At 59.5% G+C, this 15,584-nt stretch carries 17 protein-coding genes and 1 tRNA gene; 5 read left to right on the plus strand and 13 right to left on the minus strand.

Annotated features, from left to right (window positions below; translation table 11 throughout):
- Window positions 1–84: 84 nt before the first annotated feature.
- From modC to modA, 3 genes are read right to left on the minus strand one after another with little or no spacing between them, the layout of a single operon-like run.
- Window positions 85–1,182 (minus strand): molybdenum ABC transporter ATP-binding protein, encoded by a 1,098-nt coding sequence (gene modC, locus ACR0J2_RS14025; RefSeq protein WP_170614170.1) that lies wholly within the window; start codon window positions 1,180–1,182, stop codon window positions 85–87.
- Complete coding sequence (modB, locus tag ACR0J2_RS14030) at window positions 1,179–1,871, minus strand: molybdate ABC transporter permease subunit (RefSeq protein WP_170614171.1); 693 nt, start codon at window positions 1,869–1,871, stop codon at window positions 1,179–1,181. The genes modC and modB overlap by 4 nt, the downstream gene beginning before the upstream one ends.
- 5 nt (window positions 1,872–1,876) lie before the next feature.
- Entirely contained in the window at window positions 1,877–2,656 is a 780-nt protein-coding gene (gene modA, locus ACR0J2_RS14035) for a molybdate ABC transporter substrate-binding protein (protein WP_480812948.1), read from the minus strand.
- Window positions 2,657–2,860: 204 nt separating this feature from the next.
- On the opposite strand from modA, the gene ACR0J2_RS14040 reads away from it, so the two are divergent.
- Window positions 2,861–2,936, plus strand: a tRNA-Val gene (locus ACR0J2_RS14040).
- An 85-nt stretch (window positions 2,937–3,021) separates the two neighbouring features.
- On the opposite strand, the gene ACR0J2_RS14045 is transcribed toward ACR0J2_RS14040, so the two are convergent.
- Genes ACR0J2_RS14045 through ACR0J2_RS14060 form a run of 4 tightly spaced genes read right to left on the minus strand, consistent with a single transcriptional unit; the run spans window position 3,022 to window position 7,691 of the window.
- The gene (locus ACR0J2_RS14045) at window positions 3,022–4,263 is read right to left on the minus strand and encodes a dipeptidase (RefSeq protein ID WP_480812949.1); all 1,242 of its coding nucleotides are present in this window, start codon (window positions 4,261–4,263) and stop codon (window positions 3,022–3,024) included.
- Between the two features lie 46 nt (window positions 4,264–4,309).
- Entirely contained in the window at window positions 4,310–5,491 is a 1,182-nt protein-coding gene (locus ACR0J2_RS14050) for a carbohydrate porin (protein WP_480812950.1), read from the minus strand.
- Window positions 5,488–6,252 carry a DUF3299 domain-containing protein gene (locus tag ACR0J2_RS14055; RefSeq protein WP_480812951.1) on the minus strand — a complete coding sequence of 255 codons (765 nt, stop codon included), beginning with the start codon at window positions 6,250–6,252 and terminating at the stop codon, window positions 5,488–5,490. The genes ACR0J2_RS14050 and ACR0J2_RS14055 overlap by 4 nt, the downstream gene beginning before the upstream one ends.
- A 26-nt stretch (window positions 6,253–6,278) precedes the next feature.
- Window positions 6,279–7,691, minus strand: coding sequence for an amidohydrolase family protein (locus ACR0J2_RS14060; protein WP_480812952.1), 1,413 nt, complete (start codon window positions 7,689–7,691; stop codon window positions 6,279–6,281).
- 127 nt (window positions 7,692–7,818) lie between these two features.
- On the opposite strand from ACR0J2_RS14060, the gene ACR0J2_RS14065 reads away from it, so the two are divergent.
- Window positions 7,819–8,826 (plus strand): helix-turn-helix domain-containing protein, encoded by a 1,008-nt coding sequence (locus ACR0J2_RS14065; protein ID WP_480812953.1) that lies wholly within the window; start codon window positions 7,819–7,821, stop codon window positions 8,824–8,826.
- Between the two features lie 132 nt (window positions 8,827–8,958).
- Here ACR0J2_RS14065 and ACR0J2_RS14070 read toward each other — a convergent pair whose 3' ends face one another.
- The 6 genes from ACR0J2_RS14070 to ACR0J2_RS14095 all read right to left on the minus strand — a co-directional run bounded on the left by ACR0J2_RS14070 (window position 8,959) and on the right by ACR0J2_RS14095 (window position 12,652).
- The gene (locus ACR0J2_RS14070) at window positions 8,959–9,756 is read right to left on the minus strand and encodes a DUF1217 domain-containing protein (protein ID WP_480812954.1); all 798 of its coding nucleotides are present in this window, start codon (window positions 9,754–9,756) and stop codon (window positions 8,959–8,961) included.
- Window positions 9,756–10,154 carry a flagellar biosynthesis repressor FlbT gene (gene flbT / locus ACR0J2_RS14075; RefSeq protein WP_170614178.1) on the minus strand — a complete coding sequence of 133 codons (399 nt, stop codon included), beginning with the start codon at window positions 10,152–10,154 and terminating at the stop codon, window positions 9,756–9,758. The genes ACR0J2_RS14070 and flbT overlap by 1 nt, the downstream gene beginning before the upstream one ends.
- Complete coding sequence (gene flaF / locus ACR0J2_RS14080; protein WP_170807255.1) at window positions 10,151–10,528, minus strand: flagellar biosynthesis regulator FlaF; 378 nt, start codon at window positions 10,526–10,528, stop codon at window positions 10,151–10,153. The genes flbT and flaF overlap by 4 nt, the downstream gene beginning before the upstream one ends.
- A gap of 77 nt (window positions 10,529–10,605) precedes the next feature.
- Entirely contained in the window at window positions 10,606–11,817 is a 1,212-nt protein-coding gene (locus ACR0J2_RS14085; RefSeq protein WP_170807256.1) for a flagellin N-terminal helical domain-containing protein, read from the minus strand.
- A gap of 210 nt (window positions 11,818–12,027) precedes the next feature.
- Window positions 12,028–12,387: a flagellar biosynthesis protein FlgN gene (locus ACR0J2_RS14090; RefSeq protein ID WP_170679329.1), complete on the minus strand. Its 360-nt coding sequence runs from the start codon at window positions 12,385–12,387 to the stop codon at window positions 12,028–12,030.
- Entirely contained in the window at window positions 12,377–12,652 is a 276-nt protein-coding gene (locus tag ACR0J2_RS14095; RefSeq protein WP_480812955.1) for a rod-binding protein, read from the minus strand. Before ACR0J2_RS14095 ends, ACR0J2_RS14090 begins: the two co-directional genes overlap by 11 nt.
- Window positions 12,653–12,783: 131 nt before the next feature.
- On the opposite strand from ACR0J2_RS14095, the gene ACR0J2_RS14100 reads away from it, so the two are divergent.
- The 3 genes from ACR0J2_RS14100 to ACR0J2_RS14110 are packed head-to-tail and all read left to right on the plus strand — an operon-like array spanning window position 12,784 to window position 15,580.
- Window positions 12,784–13,989, plus strand: coding sequence for a flagellar hook-length control protein FliK (locus tag ACR0J2_RS14100; protein ID WP_480812956.1), 1,206 nt, complete (start codon window positions 12,784–12,786; stop codon window positions 13,987–13,989).
- 3 nt (window positions 13,990–13,992) lie between these two features.
- On the plus strand, window positions 13,993–14,658 hold the full coding sequence (locus tag ACR0J2_RS14105) for a flagellar hook capping FlgD N-terminal domain-containing protein (RefSeq protein WP_480812957.1): 666 nt from the start codon (window positions 13,993–13,995) through the stop codon (window positions 14,656–14,658).
- Complete coding sequence (locus tag ACR0J2_RS14110) at window positions 14,630–15,580, plus strand: phosphotransferase family protein (protein ID WP_480812958.1); 951 nt, start codon at window positions 14,630–14,632, stop codon at window positions 15,578–15,580. The genes ACR0J2_RS14105 and ACR0J2_RS14110 overlap by 29 nt, the downstream gene beginning before the upstream one ends.
- Window positions 15,581–15,584 lie beyond the last annotated feature (4 nt).

Raw genomic sequence — 15,584 nt, forward strand, 5'->3', positions numbered from 1 at the left:
ACGCAGGCAGGTTCAACACCTTGTTTTCTGTGACTTGGTCGGGGAATGCCCGCGGTTCGTATCCGGAATGCCGCTCCGGACGGATCAGCTTGTGTTCACCCGGCCGCCGACATCCTGAGGTGCCAGAGCCACGGTTTTGATTACGGCGTAACAGGTGCGTCCCGGGGCCAGGCCCAGGGCCGACACCGACCGACGTGTGACGCGGGCCAGAACCGGGCCCGCGGGGGTTTGCACCGATACGATTGCCCCCGGACCGTCACCGGCGCGGATCGTATCGACCGTGCCTTCCAGGACGTTCAGGGCCGACAGACCTTCGGGTTTTCGGTCTGACAGGATGACTTCCTGCGCCGGGATGCGAATGCGCAGGTTTTCCCCGACCCGGTGCGGGATGCGAGGCAGGAACAGGCGTGCACCGCCCGCGTCCAGTTCGCTCAGCCCGTCGGCGTGGTGATCGTGGACCCGAACCCGCAGCACCGCGCCGACCGCGCGCACACCGGCAGGTGCAACAGAAGGGTCTGCCAGCACGTCCGAGGCGGGACCGTGCCGCACGACCTTGCCGTCCTGCAAGGCCACAACCGAGGTCGCCAACCGGGCCACCTCGGCGGCGGAATGCGTGACATAGAGGATAGGCACCGATACTTCGTCCCGCAGCCGCTCGAAGTAGGGCAGGATTTCCGCCTTACGGGCTTCATCCAGCGCGGCGAGCGGTTCGTCGGCCAGTATCAGGCGGGGGCTGGCCAATAGCGCCCTGCCGATGGCAACACGCTGCTTTTCGCCACCCGACAGGCCCGAGGGGCGGCGATCTAGCAGATGACCAACGCCCAGCATTTCGATCACTTTGCCGGGATCTTCACGGTGCGCCCTGCGGGGCGCAAACCAGCGGCCGTAAGCAAGGTTCTGGCGGACGGTCAGATGCGGAAACAGGCGGCCTTCCTGAAAGATATAGCCAAGACGTCGCCGGTGAGGTGGCAGCCACAGTCCCTGATCCGTGTCGAACAGAACCCAGTCATCCACGGCCACCCGCCCCGCCCGGGGACGCAGCAGACCGGCCACCGCATTCACAACGGTGGTCTTGCCGGAACCCGATCGCCCGAACAGGACGGTCACACCGGGCGGTGCGTCAAAGCTGAGGTCCAGATCGATCCCCGGCAGTTCCTGTTGCAGACGGACAGAAAGGCTCATGACCCGGCCACCCGTTCCGCCGCACGGCGGCCGACATATTCGGACAGAAGCAGCGCGCCCATGGCAATGATGATGGACACGATGACCAGCCGGGTTGCGGCGGCCTCACCGCCGGGAACCTGCAGAAACGCATAGACTGCGGATGGCAGGGTCTGTGTCTGGCCGGGGATGTTGGACACGAATGTTATGGTGGCCCCAAACTCACCCATTGCCTTGGCAAAGGCCAGAATTGCCCCGGCGATGACGCCCGGAAGGATCATCGGCAAGGTCACGGTGGCAAACACCATGGGCCGTGAGGCCCCCAAGGTCGCACCTGCCTGTTCCAGTTTGGGGTCCACCGCCTCAATCGACAATCGGATGGCGCGAACCATCAGGGGAAAGGCCATGATGCCGGCGGCCAGCGCCGCGCCGGTCCAGCGAAAGGCAAACACGATGCCGAACTCGGCCAGGAAGCTGCCTAGTGGCCCCTGAATGCCGAAGGTCAGCAACAACAGATATCCGGTCACGACAGGTGGCAGGATCAGGGGCAGATGCACCAGCCCGTTCAGCACCTGCCGCCCCGGAAAGCGCCAGCGTGCCAAGGCGTAGGCCACAAAAATGCCAAACGGCAGCGTGGCCAGTGTGGCCCAGAACGACACCCGCAGGGACAGTTTCAGCGCCTCAAGCTCTTCTGGTCCCAACCAACCCATCGGCGTTACCCGTTCGGCAGGGAAAAACCCTGCGCGGCAAAAACGCCCTGAGATGGCGTAGATTGCAAGTGTTCGAGAAAGGCCCGACTTGCCGGATTGGCGGTTGCGGTCAGGGCGGCGGGATAAACGATTGGGGGGTGCAGGTCACCCGGTATCGCAGCGACCACGCTGACCCGGGCTTCGGCCTGCGCATCGGATCGATAGACGATCCCCAGCGGGGCTGCGCCGCTTGCGACCAGCGCAAGTGCGGCGCGCACGTTGTCGGTCTGTGCAACCTGTTCCTGCACATCGTCCCACAGGCCGAGGCTTTGCAACGCGGCCTTGGCATAGACACCCGCAGGGACGGCATCGACCAGCGCCGTGGCCAGATACCCGCCGTCCAGCGCGGTCATCAGATCGAAATCAGCGGACAGGTCTTGCGCGGGTGCCTTACGGGAAGGGCCTATCAGCACAAGACCGTTGCCCAGAAGATCGATACGGGAATCGGGCGCAATCAGCCCCATGTCCTGCAACTGATCCATCCAGTCCTGATTGGCCGAGATGAAAAGATCCGCCGGTGCGCCCTGCTGAATTTGCCGCGCCAGAACTGAGGATGCGGCATAAGACACCGTCACCTGATGCCCGGTCCGGTCTTCGAAAGCAGGGACGATTTCATCCAGTGCCGTCTTGAGGCTGGCCGCCGCAAAGACGAGAACACCCTCGGCGGTGGCCCGCACCGGAGCCAGCGTCAGGGTGCCAAGGACCAGGGCCGCAATGAGAAAACGGCAGGCGCGGGTCAGGATCATGCGCATTCCTGTGGTTTCAGTCCTTTCGGGAATATCGGAGGCAGCAGGGAACACGCAAGCGCCTTTCCCTGCGGCGAAGGAATTTGTGGGCCAGTGGTCTGACGAAATCGCTGATCTGATCCGGTCCGTTCCTGTCCTTTGGCGCAAGAATTTGTTCCGGACCCTCTTGCGCCCGCGCGCAGGCTTGGCTACATGCACCGTCACGGGTGATTAGCTCAGTTGGTAGAGCGCTTCGTTTACACCGAAGATGTCGGGAGTTCGAGTCTCTCATCACCCACCATACTTCAGCCCTGATGTTCTGGCGTCTTTTCAAATAAAGACGCGACAACGCCACTTTGCGTTCATCGCGGGTGTTTGTTGTTGGTCTAACGTGAATAGAACCCGTCACGAAGCTCTTGTCGCAAGCGCAGACGCTCGGGGTATTCTTTCAGAAATTGTTCGGGCGGCTTGCCCTCCCAGACCTGCGCGTAGACCCGCATCTTGTTGCCGCCATAGATCTTTTCGAGATCCTCGTTGGAATAGCCGCGCGCCCAAAGATCATCTGTGATGGCCGCCAGGATCTTGGCGAGTTCACCGTTGCCGGTGGCTCCTTTGTTGAAGGCGTCGATCATGTATCCGCCATCATCGTACATGCTTGCGTTTGCAGTTGCGAACTGCACGACGAGTTCGAGCGAGAACATGTCATCCGTTGCGATCCCGACATGGTCGACACCCACAAGCTGGACGTAATAATCGATCATGTCGGCAGCTTGTTTGGGCGAGATATCCTCGGGCCAGACGCCGTCCATCATCCATTCGGTGAACGTCGGCGATACGTATCCGCCCGACTTGGCCGCGCGCAGCGCCTCGTCGTCGGGAATGGCCCTATAACACCCGCGTGCCGTGGCATTGGGTTCGTTTGCGTAAAGTCCGGCAGGCACAGAATGCGTGTAGACATAAGGCAAGCCGGGGTAATTCTCGTCCATACAGTCCATGGCGTCGTTGGCGGTCTTGGAACCAGTATGGCTGAGGTCCAGCAGGATGCCGAACCGCACCATTTCATCGATGACGGATTTGCCCCAGGGCGTAAGGCCGATGTCACGTCCGTTGTAGGCTGCTAATTGTCCCGAACCCGTTCGGAAAATATCGTTGTAGGCCAGGATCATGCTCTTGATGCCCATGTCCTTCAGCAACGCCATCTTCCTGAGATCGCCATCCAGGATCGTTGCCGTTTGGCTATTCCAGATGACCGCCGTCTTGCCTTGGATATGGGCGGCCTCGATGTCGCGTGTCTCGTTCACGATCAGGTAGTTTTCAGGCTGTTGCGCCATGGCTGCGCGGAAATGGTAGTGCTGCTCAAGCAGGGATTCAAAGGACATGCCAGCGGCTGCCAGCGTCATCTCATGCCCCGTGATGCCATTTTCCCGAGCACGTTCAAAGTAGGTGTGCAACTGTTCGTACTCGGTCCAGCCGGTGCCGTAGGGGCTGGCCAGCATACCCAGAACGATTGTGTCCTTCACGAACTGCCTGGCTTCATCTGACGCGTCCCATGTCTTGCTTTCTTCACTGGCAAGCAACGCGCCACCAAAGATTATTGCCAGGGCGCTTGCGGCCAACAGGGTCTTCATTACGGAATCTCCCTTGTTATTTGTTGTTCAGGACGTCGGGCGAACCTCAGAAAACGATCCGGGTTCGCAGACTGAACAGCGTGATATTATCCTGATTTGGGTTCAGCAGCGGATTGGAAATGAACTGCACCGATGGCGTGATCTGCAGGCCGGGCGAAATCGAAAAGCGATAAAACGCCTCGACTGTGAATTGGTCTCCGTCGATGCCGCGGGCTTCGGCCCAGTTCAGGCCCAACCCGGCCAGATCGGTGTTTCGGCCGTAATATCCCATGCCGGCCGAGACCGACCGCTTGTACAGCGCGGCCGTCCCTTTCGCGGCCCCGGCACGCAGGAACGGCATCCATTTGTTGTCCACAAACCAAGCAGCAGAGAACGCACCGCCATAGTCTTCGGGGCGGCTGCCGTCGTCGGCGGCATCCGCGTGCCAGAGGGTAAGATGGACATTGTCAAAATAGATGCGGTCGAAGCCGGATGTGTAACCAAGTTCGAGCGATTTGAAGAGATTGCCATCGCTGAAAACATCAAAATCCGGATCGGACGGGTCGGCATTGGCATCGGCGAGACTGGCGACCACATAGAGATTGCTGTTGAGCTTGAGGCCCCCGGCAATACCAAGCCCAGGATTTGGGGCATTGATGGTTGGATTGGTGTTGAATGCCAGGTTCTGAAACCCGCTATATGGGCTGACCAGACCGTAGATATCAACGAAGTCGGTCACATCGATCTGACCAAACTGTAATGTCCACGCCCCGTCGTCGGCCCTTTGCGTCCAGAACAGATTGGTCAACAGCAGCCCGGTGTCGTTGAAAGCCGTCCCGGTGATCGACAGGGCGCCGCCGTCCAGTCCAAGAAACTGCGGCGCAACATCCGTATAGCTGTGCCGGTGCTCGATCTTGAATGTCAGAGAGCCACGCTCGGTCGCTTGCCAGTTTCCGTAAAAGCGCGCGATGCCGCTGGCTGCTTCTCCGGTTCCCCAGTCTGCATTCGTGGTTTGGCCCAACGCCAGATAATCCAGGTTGAACCGAACCCCGTTTTCGGCCAGCCGATCTTTCCAATTGAACCAACCCGGCGCGATGTTGCGCGGAAAATCCGAACGGTATTGCGGGTCGGTCAGCCCGTCCCCGGGTTCAAGATCGGCCTCAACGGATGAAGGTCCTGACAGCCCCTGCGCATTGGCTGCAGCAACGGTCGCGATGACAAAAACGGCGGCAATCAGGTGCCTTATCATTCGGAAATCCTTGCCCCACCGGTCTTGCGGTCACCCGCCGCGCGGAGACGATCTGCTGCCTGCTTTTTCCACTCCAGCCTGTCTGCCTCTGTTTCCAAAGTTTCGACGCTGTCCGTCTCCAATTGGAAAGTTGCGCGCATGGGCACAAGTCCATCGACAACCATCAGTTCCTGATCCGAAGGATCAATTGTCAGCTTTCCAGTCAGTCGCACAGGTTCATGAACATAGCTGGGCGTCCAATCGCCGTTCAGCCGCACCCGGATCATCTGGTTGGGCACAGGAGGGGGCATGTGGCTGCACATTCCGCGTTCCGGCACCAAATAGGCCACGGGCTGGCCGTCCGGGTCGCTGGGTGCGGGAATAGCAAAACCCGCCAGCGTAATTGTCTGACCGTCGAATTGCGGGTTACCGGCAGTCCCCGCCTTTCTTCGGCGTTCAGTCACGACTTCCCGCTGATCCAGCAGCCAGTCGACATCCACACCACCGGCCAGCAAGGCATCCTCGGTCTCGGTCAGAAGCTCTTGCCAGTTCTGCCGTTCTTCGGCGCTGCCTTTGTCCTGCTGCAGCCTGCCGCGCAACCGCACAACAAACAGAACGTCGTCGAATTGTTCGGGGCTGAGGTCCCGGTACGGGTCCTCGAATTCCTGCACGGACGGGTCGGGCAAATCAGCCCAGTCCAGCGCTGTGCCTGACATCGCCACCGCAGATTGAGCGCACCAGGACATGGCTGCGACGACAGCGAGGAAAAACCAGTGACGCATTAAGAACCTCCGGGTGATTTCTGCGGTCAATCCAGCGTGTTTTTGTAAATTACACCGTCTTTCATGATCACGCGAATGGTTTCCGGGCTGTCGGGCCTGGGATCAGCACCGAACCACTGATCCCCGGTACCAACCACCGAGAATTCCTCGAGCGGGTTGCCATCGATCAGCAGAATGTCGGCATAGGCGCCTTCTTCGATCACGCCCAGCTTGCCGGCGGTATACGGGTTCATGAAATCGCCCGACAGCGCCACAACCTCGCCACCGGTCGAGGTCAGCGTCACCAATGACGTGTAGGGACCGAAGAATTCGTTATTGAGGTGCTTCTCGTAGGCGATCTGGATGTTGCACGCCTCGACCGAGCCGACGCAATCTGTCTGGAACCCGCGCTTGACCGGGCATTTTTTCATGTTGTCGATGTAGCCAGCGAAAGTGGCTGAGGCCGATTTCGCCTTGGCAAGGCTGGACGGCACATTGGCAACCGCCGGAATATCCAGCAGGCCGGGATCGAAGGCTGTCAGGTTCGTGGTGATGTAGGCCCCTTTCTCGTTCATGACCTGGGCAATTTCGCAGTCAAACGAGAAGCCATGTTCTATCGACATCACACCTGCGTCGAGCGCACCCAGGATCGCTTCCTTACGATAGGAATGCGCCATGACGTAGCTGCCGTATTCATTTGCCACCTGCACTGCGGCTTTGATCTCTTCAGGAGATCCCGCCAGCAATTGCCAGGGGTCGAATGCCGAAACCACACCGCCGGACTGCATGAATTTCAGTTGCGTCGCACCCATGCGAAAATTGTTGCGCGCGAATTTGTAGACGTCGTCAACTCCGCTGACCTCCTGCGCCAGGTTCAGGCGGCTCATATTGGTTTCCGAACCCGGCGGCGCGGTGAAATTGGCAAAGTCGGCGTGGCCACCCCGGGTTCCGATGAACGCACCGGACGGATAGTAACGGGGGCCCTCGATTTGACCCGAGTCGATTGCCCTGCGAAGTCCTCCATTGGCCCCGCCCGCATCCCTGACAGTGGTGAAGCCCTGCATCAGGTACATCTCGGCCATCCGGGCGCCGTGAATGGCGAAGTCTTCCCACGTCGTGTTGGCCTCCATCGCCGGAAGCGTCGGGCCCATCAACATGAGATGCGCATGGAGCTCGATAAAGCCGGGGGTCAGTGTCCGTCCTCCGCCATCGATCACGGTGGCATCCGGTGCCTCAATCGCATCAGTCGAAACGGATTTAATGAGGTTTCCCTCGACCAGAACGCTGGCATTCTCGATGCGCTGCTCATTCACACCGTCGAAGACATGGACATTGGTAAACAGCGTCTGGGGCGCTTTTTCGTCTTGCGCCTGTGCGGCCAGAGAAGAGGAAAACGTTACCGTGACAACGGCCGCTGAAAGAAAGAAGTTTTGTAAGCCGGACATGAGAAACCTCGTCATATTCAGATCCTTTTAAACTAGCCCGAAAGGGCTTGGACCGGTTGCCACTTTTTCAGTAGGATGTTCGAATGTGGCAGGAAAAGTGGCTACTCGCCTAAACTTGCCGCTTGAGCCGAAGGGGACGATCGTGCCTGTCAATTCTACCGCCGGGGACCATAGCGAGGGCTTTATTCGGCTGGCATTGGCCGCGCCGTTTCTACGGTACCTCACCAACCGCAAAATCGACCCGCGACCGGCCCTGGATCAGGTTGGCCTCAAGGCCGAATTGTTGTCCGATCCATCCGTCTATGTGCATTCCGAGCTGGTTTTCGGACTTCTGAATGCGTTTTCGGAATTGGCGGGCGATCGGTATCTCGGGCTTCATGTCGGCGAAACCTTCGATCTGCAAGGCTGGCCGCCTTTTGCGCAGGCGCAGCAATCCTCAAAGACGCTTTTCGAGTTTTTCGCCCATTTCGTGCGGCTTGTGCCGCGGGAATCCAGCTCGGTTCGGCACAGGCTGATCGTGGATGCGGACAAAGCGACCTATCGGGTCGAGCGGCAACAAGAGCCCGCGGTTCCACCGATCCAAGTCACCGGTTTCGGCGCCGCAATCTATGTCAGGCTTCTGCAAACCGTTGTTGGCAACTCGTGGGATCCAACTGTCGTGCGATGGGAAAGCCGATACATCAATGGCTTGCCGATTAATTATAAAGGGATCGAGGTTGGCCTTGGGGCCGACCCCGGAATGCAGCTGAGTTTTCCCGTCGATTGGTTGTTTTTGCACAATGTTTCAGGGGGTTCTGTCGCCCCCAAAGCCTCGGCGCGACAAGAGGAAGAAGTAACCGTGGTGGCAGCATTGCGATCCGTCTTGCGCGACAAACTGGATGAAACGGATTTAGGGCCGGATGTGGTGGCCGGGTTGCTTGGCATACAGCCGGATCGGTTTCTGAGGGCACTTCAGCAACAACGCACAACGCTGCCGCGCGAAATCAAACGGCTGCGCGTCGATGTAGCAAAGGAACACCTGAAGGACGACAAAAAGACAATCGCAGAGATTGGTCTCTTGCTGGGTTACTCGGACAAGTCCCATTTCACGCGGTTTTTTCGAGGCCAGACTGGAGTGACACCAACCAAATTCCGGCTTGGATCTGGCTGAAGCGCAAAAGTCCGGACTGGCGGTTCGCGGCCTTTCATAGGCATGTCCGTCAAAAGCCGACAAGAATTCGTAACACATTCTCTCAGAAGGCATCTTAGGGTTGTGAGGTCTCGAGTTCTGCTCGCTATCCCGTCAGAAACCGCCCCCCAACAGGACCAAAGCTGTTTGCGCCGGAGAAATTGAACTTTGTATTTGTGCGATTTGACTGCGGGCCAGATACTTGTCGGTCAAAAGGCCAACGGCATCCGGATCTGAGAATTGAGACAGATCGTCGGAACCGGTCAGGCGGGACAACTTGTCTTTGAAAACCTCAAGCTGTTTGTCGATATCAAGCTGTGCGAAACTTGCTGGCAGGCCCAGCGCCGTTTCCATCATCTTGCGCAGGGGCGGCAGGCTCATCAGATCAAACCACATTGTGTCCGCGCTCCCGCCGCTTGCTGCCAGATCGGCCAGCGCGTGCTGCGCATAAAGCGAGATTCGCAACGTTTCGTCGCTTTCGCCCACCGCAATCTCGAACCGGGACACCACGTTGTTGCGTGCTATTTCTTCCATCTTCGCGATTAGGCCGGTTTTTCTGATTTCTCCTGGCCCCAGGCCAAAGGCTTCGGAGAACGCGCGATACCTTTTGTCGGACAAACGATTGGACAGCGCATCATCGGCCCGAGTGCCGTCTGACAGGATCTTCTGAATGAAAAACCGATTGTTCAGGTCGTTCTCCAGCCCAAACGCCCCCAGCGCAACCTGTAACAGGCGGCGGTCAGACACCAGATCCTCTGCCGCTTTCACTTTGCCGATGTTGTCCAGAAAATACCGGGCCTCGCGGTCATTGACGTTGGACGTGCCGAAGCTTTGCAACTGCGCGTCATAGGTACGCTGCAGGAAGCGCCAACCGACCAGTCCGCCCGATGGTATGACCGGCTGAAAGCTCATCACTGATACGCCATCAGCCGCGCTTCCCGCGGCAGCAGGGATCTGAGCGCTTTCAGGCATTTATAGTGCTGTCCGGCGACTAGGGCCTGCGTTGCCTCGGCCAGAACCCGTCGGCTGTCGGCGTCGGTGAACACCTGGCTCAACTCCTCGACCCGGCGCAGCAATTGTTGGCGGGCCTGATCCGGATCCATATCTCCGGACAAAACAAGCTGAGCCGCGTAGCACACCCGTCGGACAGGTGTATTGACCTCGTCCGGATGAATGGCATCCCGCAACCGCAATACATTTGCCTCCGGCGTCATGATCGAGAACCGGCTGCGCCGGTCTCCGTTTTCGATCACCACCCCGTTGATCAGCACCCGTTCCTTTGGGGCAAGCTTCAGAACCAGCCCGCTCATCTTGGGTCTCCGTTTTGGCGAAGACCGCGCAGGACGGCCATGTTGATCTCAAGCAAAGGGTCCACCATTGCGTCGTTGCTTAGCACTTTGCTGCTGTGCTGTTCCGTGAACTCGGCCAGATAGAATATCCGGGCACGCAGTTCGGCGGGCAACGCGTTCTCGGAGTCTGAAACACCGCTGGCAAGCACCGACCACAACCGCCGGTTTTCGTGCAGCGCATGAACAAACCCGCCATAATCCGAATTTCGGCGCGCGGATGCGGCCTTCAGCCTGTGAGTGATCTTGGAAATCGCCTCGTATTCCGTGTCGCGCGGCGTTCGTGTCGGCGCAGCGGTTTGAGCATAAGCGCGTTGGGCTAGAGTGAGAGGGGTCACATGAAATCCTTCCAGCAGGTCGTCTTCAGGCTGTCATTGCCGGGGCGGATCGCGCCCGCCCCGACAAGGTTTGGATATTACCGGAACAGCGACAGGATCGACTGCGGTGCCTGGTTGGCGATCGAAAGCGACTGGGTGGCCAACTGCTGCTGTACCTGTAGCGCCTGCAGGCGCGCCGAGGTCTCTTCCATGTCGGCGTCGACCAGCGAGCCGATCCCCGATTTGAACGAGTCCGCAAGGTTCGAAATGAACGCTTTTTGGGTTTCGATTCGACCCTGCGATGAGCCAAATGCCGCAGATGCGTCAATCGAAGTGTCGATCAGCGATTCGACTGCTGCCAGGGCGGCGGTCGCTCCTGCTCCGGTGGAGACATCGATCCCCGCCAGTGCGCCCAGGCCGCCGGATCCGGCGTTCACGTACTGGGCCGAGAACGAGATATCCTCGCCGGTGCCATTGGTCACGGACAGTGTCCCCGCAGTGCCTGAATCGTAATCGACGGTCAGGCCGGTAATGCCCAATTCCTCAATCTTTGCTTTCAGGCCTACGGCGACCAGATCGCCGGTAGTGGTCGCAGCGGCATCCGCTGCCGACACCGTGTAGGATACAATCTGATCGTCAATCGCGACGACAACCTTGTCACCGGCGGCGAAGGCACCGCTGGATTCATCCGTCACCAGGGCGGTGGCGGACGTGGCGCCATTGTCAATCGTGGCCCCCACGCGGTCGTTGCCGGTCGACGCGCCCGTCGAGCCATCGAACACCTGCGCCGCCACATAGCCGCCCGTCGAAAGGTTCTGGCCGGCAACCGTGATGGACGACGCCGTTACCGCGCCGGTATTGTCGCGGTCCAAAGAGGCCAGGATTGACGCCGACCCGGCAGATCCGTCCACCAGATTCAGGCCGTTGAACTGGGCCGCGCTGACCACGGACGCGATCTGGTCCTTCAATGCGGTCACGTCGTCATTGATCTTGCTGCGATCAACGTTGTCTTCCTGCGCCGCAACGATCTTGGCCTTCATTTGGGTCAGCAGATCCGTCACCGTCTCGGACGCATTGCGCGCCACGGCGACCGTCGATTCACCCAGTGCGAGGCTGTCCTTGATGGCGTTGAACCCCTTGACGTCCGACTCCATCACCTTGGAAATTGCCCAGACGGCAGAGTTGTCCTTGGCAGTCGCAACGTCTTTGCCTGTCGAGATCGCGTTCTGGGTCTGCGCCAGGTTCTTGTTGACCGACTTCAAGGTTTGCAGCGCCACCATTGCGCCGTTGTTTGTCAGAATACTGGACATGTCATTCATCCTTCTCTGTTCGGGCACTTCGAGCCCATGCTGTCCCGCCAAATAGGGCGGGCTTTGATGTCTTTCTGACGGATGCGATGCGCCGTTCGGTCGTTCGCGCCACCTGCTGTTTCCAGATGCAGGCTCACTATTGGTGCCGATCCCCTAACGGAGTGCTAAAGCGAAATGCCGCTAAAATTCCGATTTGAATCAAACCTGCGGCTATGCCCGTTTTTCCAGCTTTGCACTGCGCCGAACGGAAAAGCCGCTGCGTTGCCCGTCTGCCCCATAGGTGCTGAACTCTTGCTGAACACGGCGCAGCTCGGCGATGCGGTCAGCCACCGACCGGATACCTTCGGCGGCGCTTTTCAGCAGATCCTGATTCCGCGAAACCTTGCCTTGAACCCGCATCAGTTCATCCCGGCGAAAAACCTGCAGGTCATTGATCGCGTTAATCAGTTTTTCCTTCTCGGGCTCCAGATAAGCCACACGATCCAGATCACCTTCGGTGAGCGCGATGCGCTCAAGCTCCAGGATGCTTTCCAGTGACTTCAGCAGGTCAGCGTTTCGTTCAGTCGGCATCGGTGTTCTCCATCATGGCTTTCAACAGGATCTCGGACAGGCCCACACCGCCCGACAGGGCCAGTTGCTTTGCCTGATGCTGGACCAGAAAGGTCGAAAACTGATCTTCTCCTGTGCCGCCACCAAAGGCCTTGCGCGTATCGCCCAACCCGGCGGATTTCAGCATCTCGGCCAGAAACGTGGCCTCGAGCTCGATCGCGGCGGCCTGCAACCTGGTCAGAGGCGAAGACGGCTGAGGTGAGGCGGAAGGGGCGGCGATCTTCATGGCTTTCTCCGAAAATTGGATCGAACTTTCCTGATCAAAAGGGAAAGCGGTTAAAATAAACGTAACTTCCGCAAGGCAGGTTTCCGGATACGCAAACGGAGCCCCGGAGCAAAATGCCCAACCCGATTCTCATGTCCGCCCCGTCAAAACCTGTGCCCGCCAAAGCGGACGCGAACCCGCACCCGCGTGGTGACGTCAAAAAGGAGGCGACCTTCCAGGACATTCTGGCAGCGGAGATTGACGCGACCGAGACGGGCGCTGATCCCGAAGCCCCTGAGGTGACGGACGCGGTGCCAGAGCTCGAAGATCAATTGCTGAGGGAAAAAGCCGAACCGCAAGCGGCGCCAGAACAGCCCGCTCACCCGGCACCGCCGGATGTGCTGGCGGCCGACGCTCCAGAAGTCGGTGGGGGACCGGATGACTGGACGGAGATTTCCGTGCCGCCGGACGGGGGGACAGACTTCAACGCATCACTAGAACCTCGGGCGGAAACCGCTCAGGCTTTGAGTCACCCCGTGCAGAGGGTGGAAATGGCTGATCAGGTCGGGCGCAAACCGTCATACTCTCCCATGCCCGCAAACCCTGAAGCTGCGCCGGTCCAAGCGGCTATGTCTTCCCTGATAGACAAGCACTTGGTGCTGAGCGCCGCCACCGGGTCTGAACCGAAACAGCAGGGGGTCAGTGCCAACCTTGCGGAGATACCTCTGGGGGATAGTTCGGTCGCTTCAGAATTCAGGCCCGCACCCGCCCGCACCACCGGCGCGGCAGCTGCACCGGGCTTTGCTCAGATGCAATTGCTCGCGTCAGCTAAATCGGATCCCAAGACCGAGCAGTCAGCGGTTCAGGAACTCGACATTTCACAATCGCCGGGTGACACCCGTTCACCTGTCGCGACGCGCGAAGCATCACTTATGAGCAGTCCGCCGCCCACGTCCCGCGCAGATATCGCGCGTGCCGTCGCAGGGCAGATGGCCGCCGTCATCTCGTCAAGGCCCGGCACCGGAGCCGTTGAGGTCGCCCTGAACCCGGAAGAGCTGGGGCGGGTCTCGATCGTGTTGAACGGGCGCGAGGACGGGTTGCACATGAGCATCGCTGCTGAGCGTCCGGAAACGCTGGACCTGATGCGCCGGCATATCTCGATTCTGGAAAGCGAGTTTCAGAAACTCGGTTTTGGGGGGCTGTCCTTCGAGTTCGGCACATCACCCGATACCGGACACGGCGGGTCGGACGCCCATCGCCCTGCAAGCGCGGACACCGGTTTGGCCGAGGCCGACCAAATCCTTGATTCGTCTAGTAAAAAATTCGGCCCCTCAAGGGGCATCGACATAAGGCTTTGACACATGATCACACCGGCCCAATCCGTCACGCAGTTCACTGCTCAGCCGCCTACTGCGGCCCAATCCCGGGCATCTGCCCTGACATCGGATTTTGAAACCTTCCTTTTGATGTTGACAGCACAGGCCCGCAATCAGGATCCTTTGGAACCCCTGGATTCGTCCGAATACGCATCCCAGCTGGCGCAGTTTTCAATGGTTGAGCAACAGGTCCAGACCAATGATTTGCTGACCAGCCTTGCCATGGCGATGACGGGAGCCAATCCCGAGCAACTTGCCAACTGGATCGGAATGGACGTCCGGTCTGCTTCGGCGTTTCAGTTTGATGGCCAGCCTGTCACCCTGTTTGTCGAACCGGAGCCGGATGCAGACCAAACCGTGCTGGTCATCCAGAATGCCGAAGGCGCTGTTCTGCAGCGGAAAACTCTGCCCGTCACCGAACCCGAACTGGACTGGGCCGGGGTGGATCCGTCCGGCAATCCTCTGCCGTCGGGCAGCTATTCCGCTACACTGGAAAGCTACAAAAGCGGCGAGTTGATATCGCACAAGCTGGCCTCGGCCTACACGCGCGTTGTCGAGGCTCAGGTCGCGGAAGGAACGGTTCTTTTGATTCTGGAAAGCGGTGCGGCGGTTCCCGCCGGCGATGTCACCGGTATCCGAACCGGCGCTTGATCTGCCGGGCCGTACAGGCCAAAGGTTGGCAAAGCCCGACTCGTTATTAATCCCGGTAAAGCCCCTGTCCCGTCCGCTTCTTCCTCCGACCGACCTTGTCGATCACCTCTGCCGTCAGAAGCTGATCGCGACCGATGCACAGTTTGAGACGCTTTATGGCGGGCGCACCAATCAGGTGTGGAAGGTGCTGGGCGAGGAGTACGACAGGGTGCTAAAACTATACCGCACGGCACTGCGAAACCCCCTGTTCCGCAATGACGCGGGTCTGGAAGCTGGTTGTCTGCAAGCGCTGGCGCATACCGGGTTCGTACCGCGCCTGCGTGGTTCGGGGCTGTACGGAACGGATCGATGGGTTTTTTATGACCACGCCCCCGGATCGCCCTGGCAATCCGGGCCGGAAGAGGTCGCGTCGCTGCTGAACAGGCTGCATTCCCTGCCTCCGGCGGTCGAGGCCCCGGATGGTTGCAACGGCAGCGCCGATCTGGCCCGTCATGGCCAGCAAATCCTTGAAGCCTGCACGTCCGCAGACCGGTCCCGGCTTGAGGGTTTGAAGCCGGTCGGGCAAGTCGCTGCTTTGCCCCATCGCTGCCTGATCCACGGGGACCCGGTTCCGGGCAATATCCTTGTTGCATCATCGGGCTTGACCCTGATCGACTGGCAATGCCCGGCTTTGGGGGATCCGTGCGAAGACCTTGCCCTGTTTCTGTCGCCCGCAATGCAGGTTCTGTATCGCGGAGCAGCTTTGACGCGGGATGAAGAAGACCGGTTCCTGTCAGCCTACCGAAACGCAGCGGTTACGGACCGGTACCGGAGCCTGCGCCGCTGGTACACGTGGCGCATGGCGGCCTATTGCCTGTGGCGCAAGGAAAATGGCGCACCGGATTACGCAAAAGGGTTCGAACTGGAACTGGCCGCGCTTTGATCCG

The sequence above is a fragment of the Ruegeria sp. CG4 genome, from assembly GCF_056537185.1.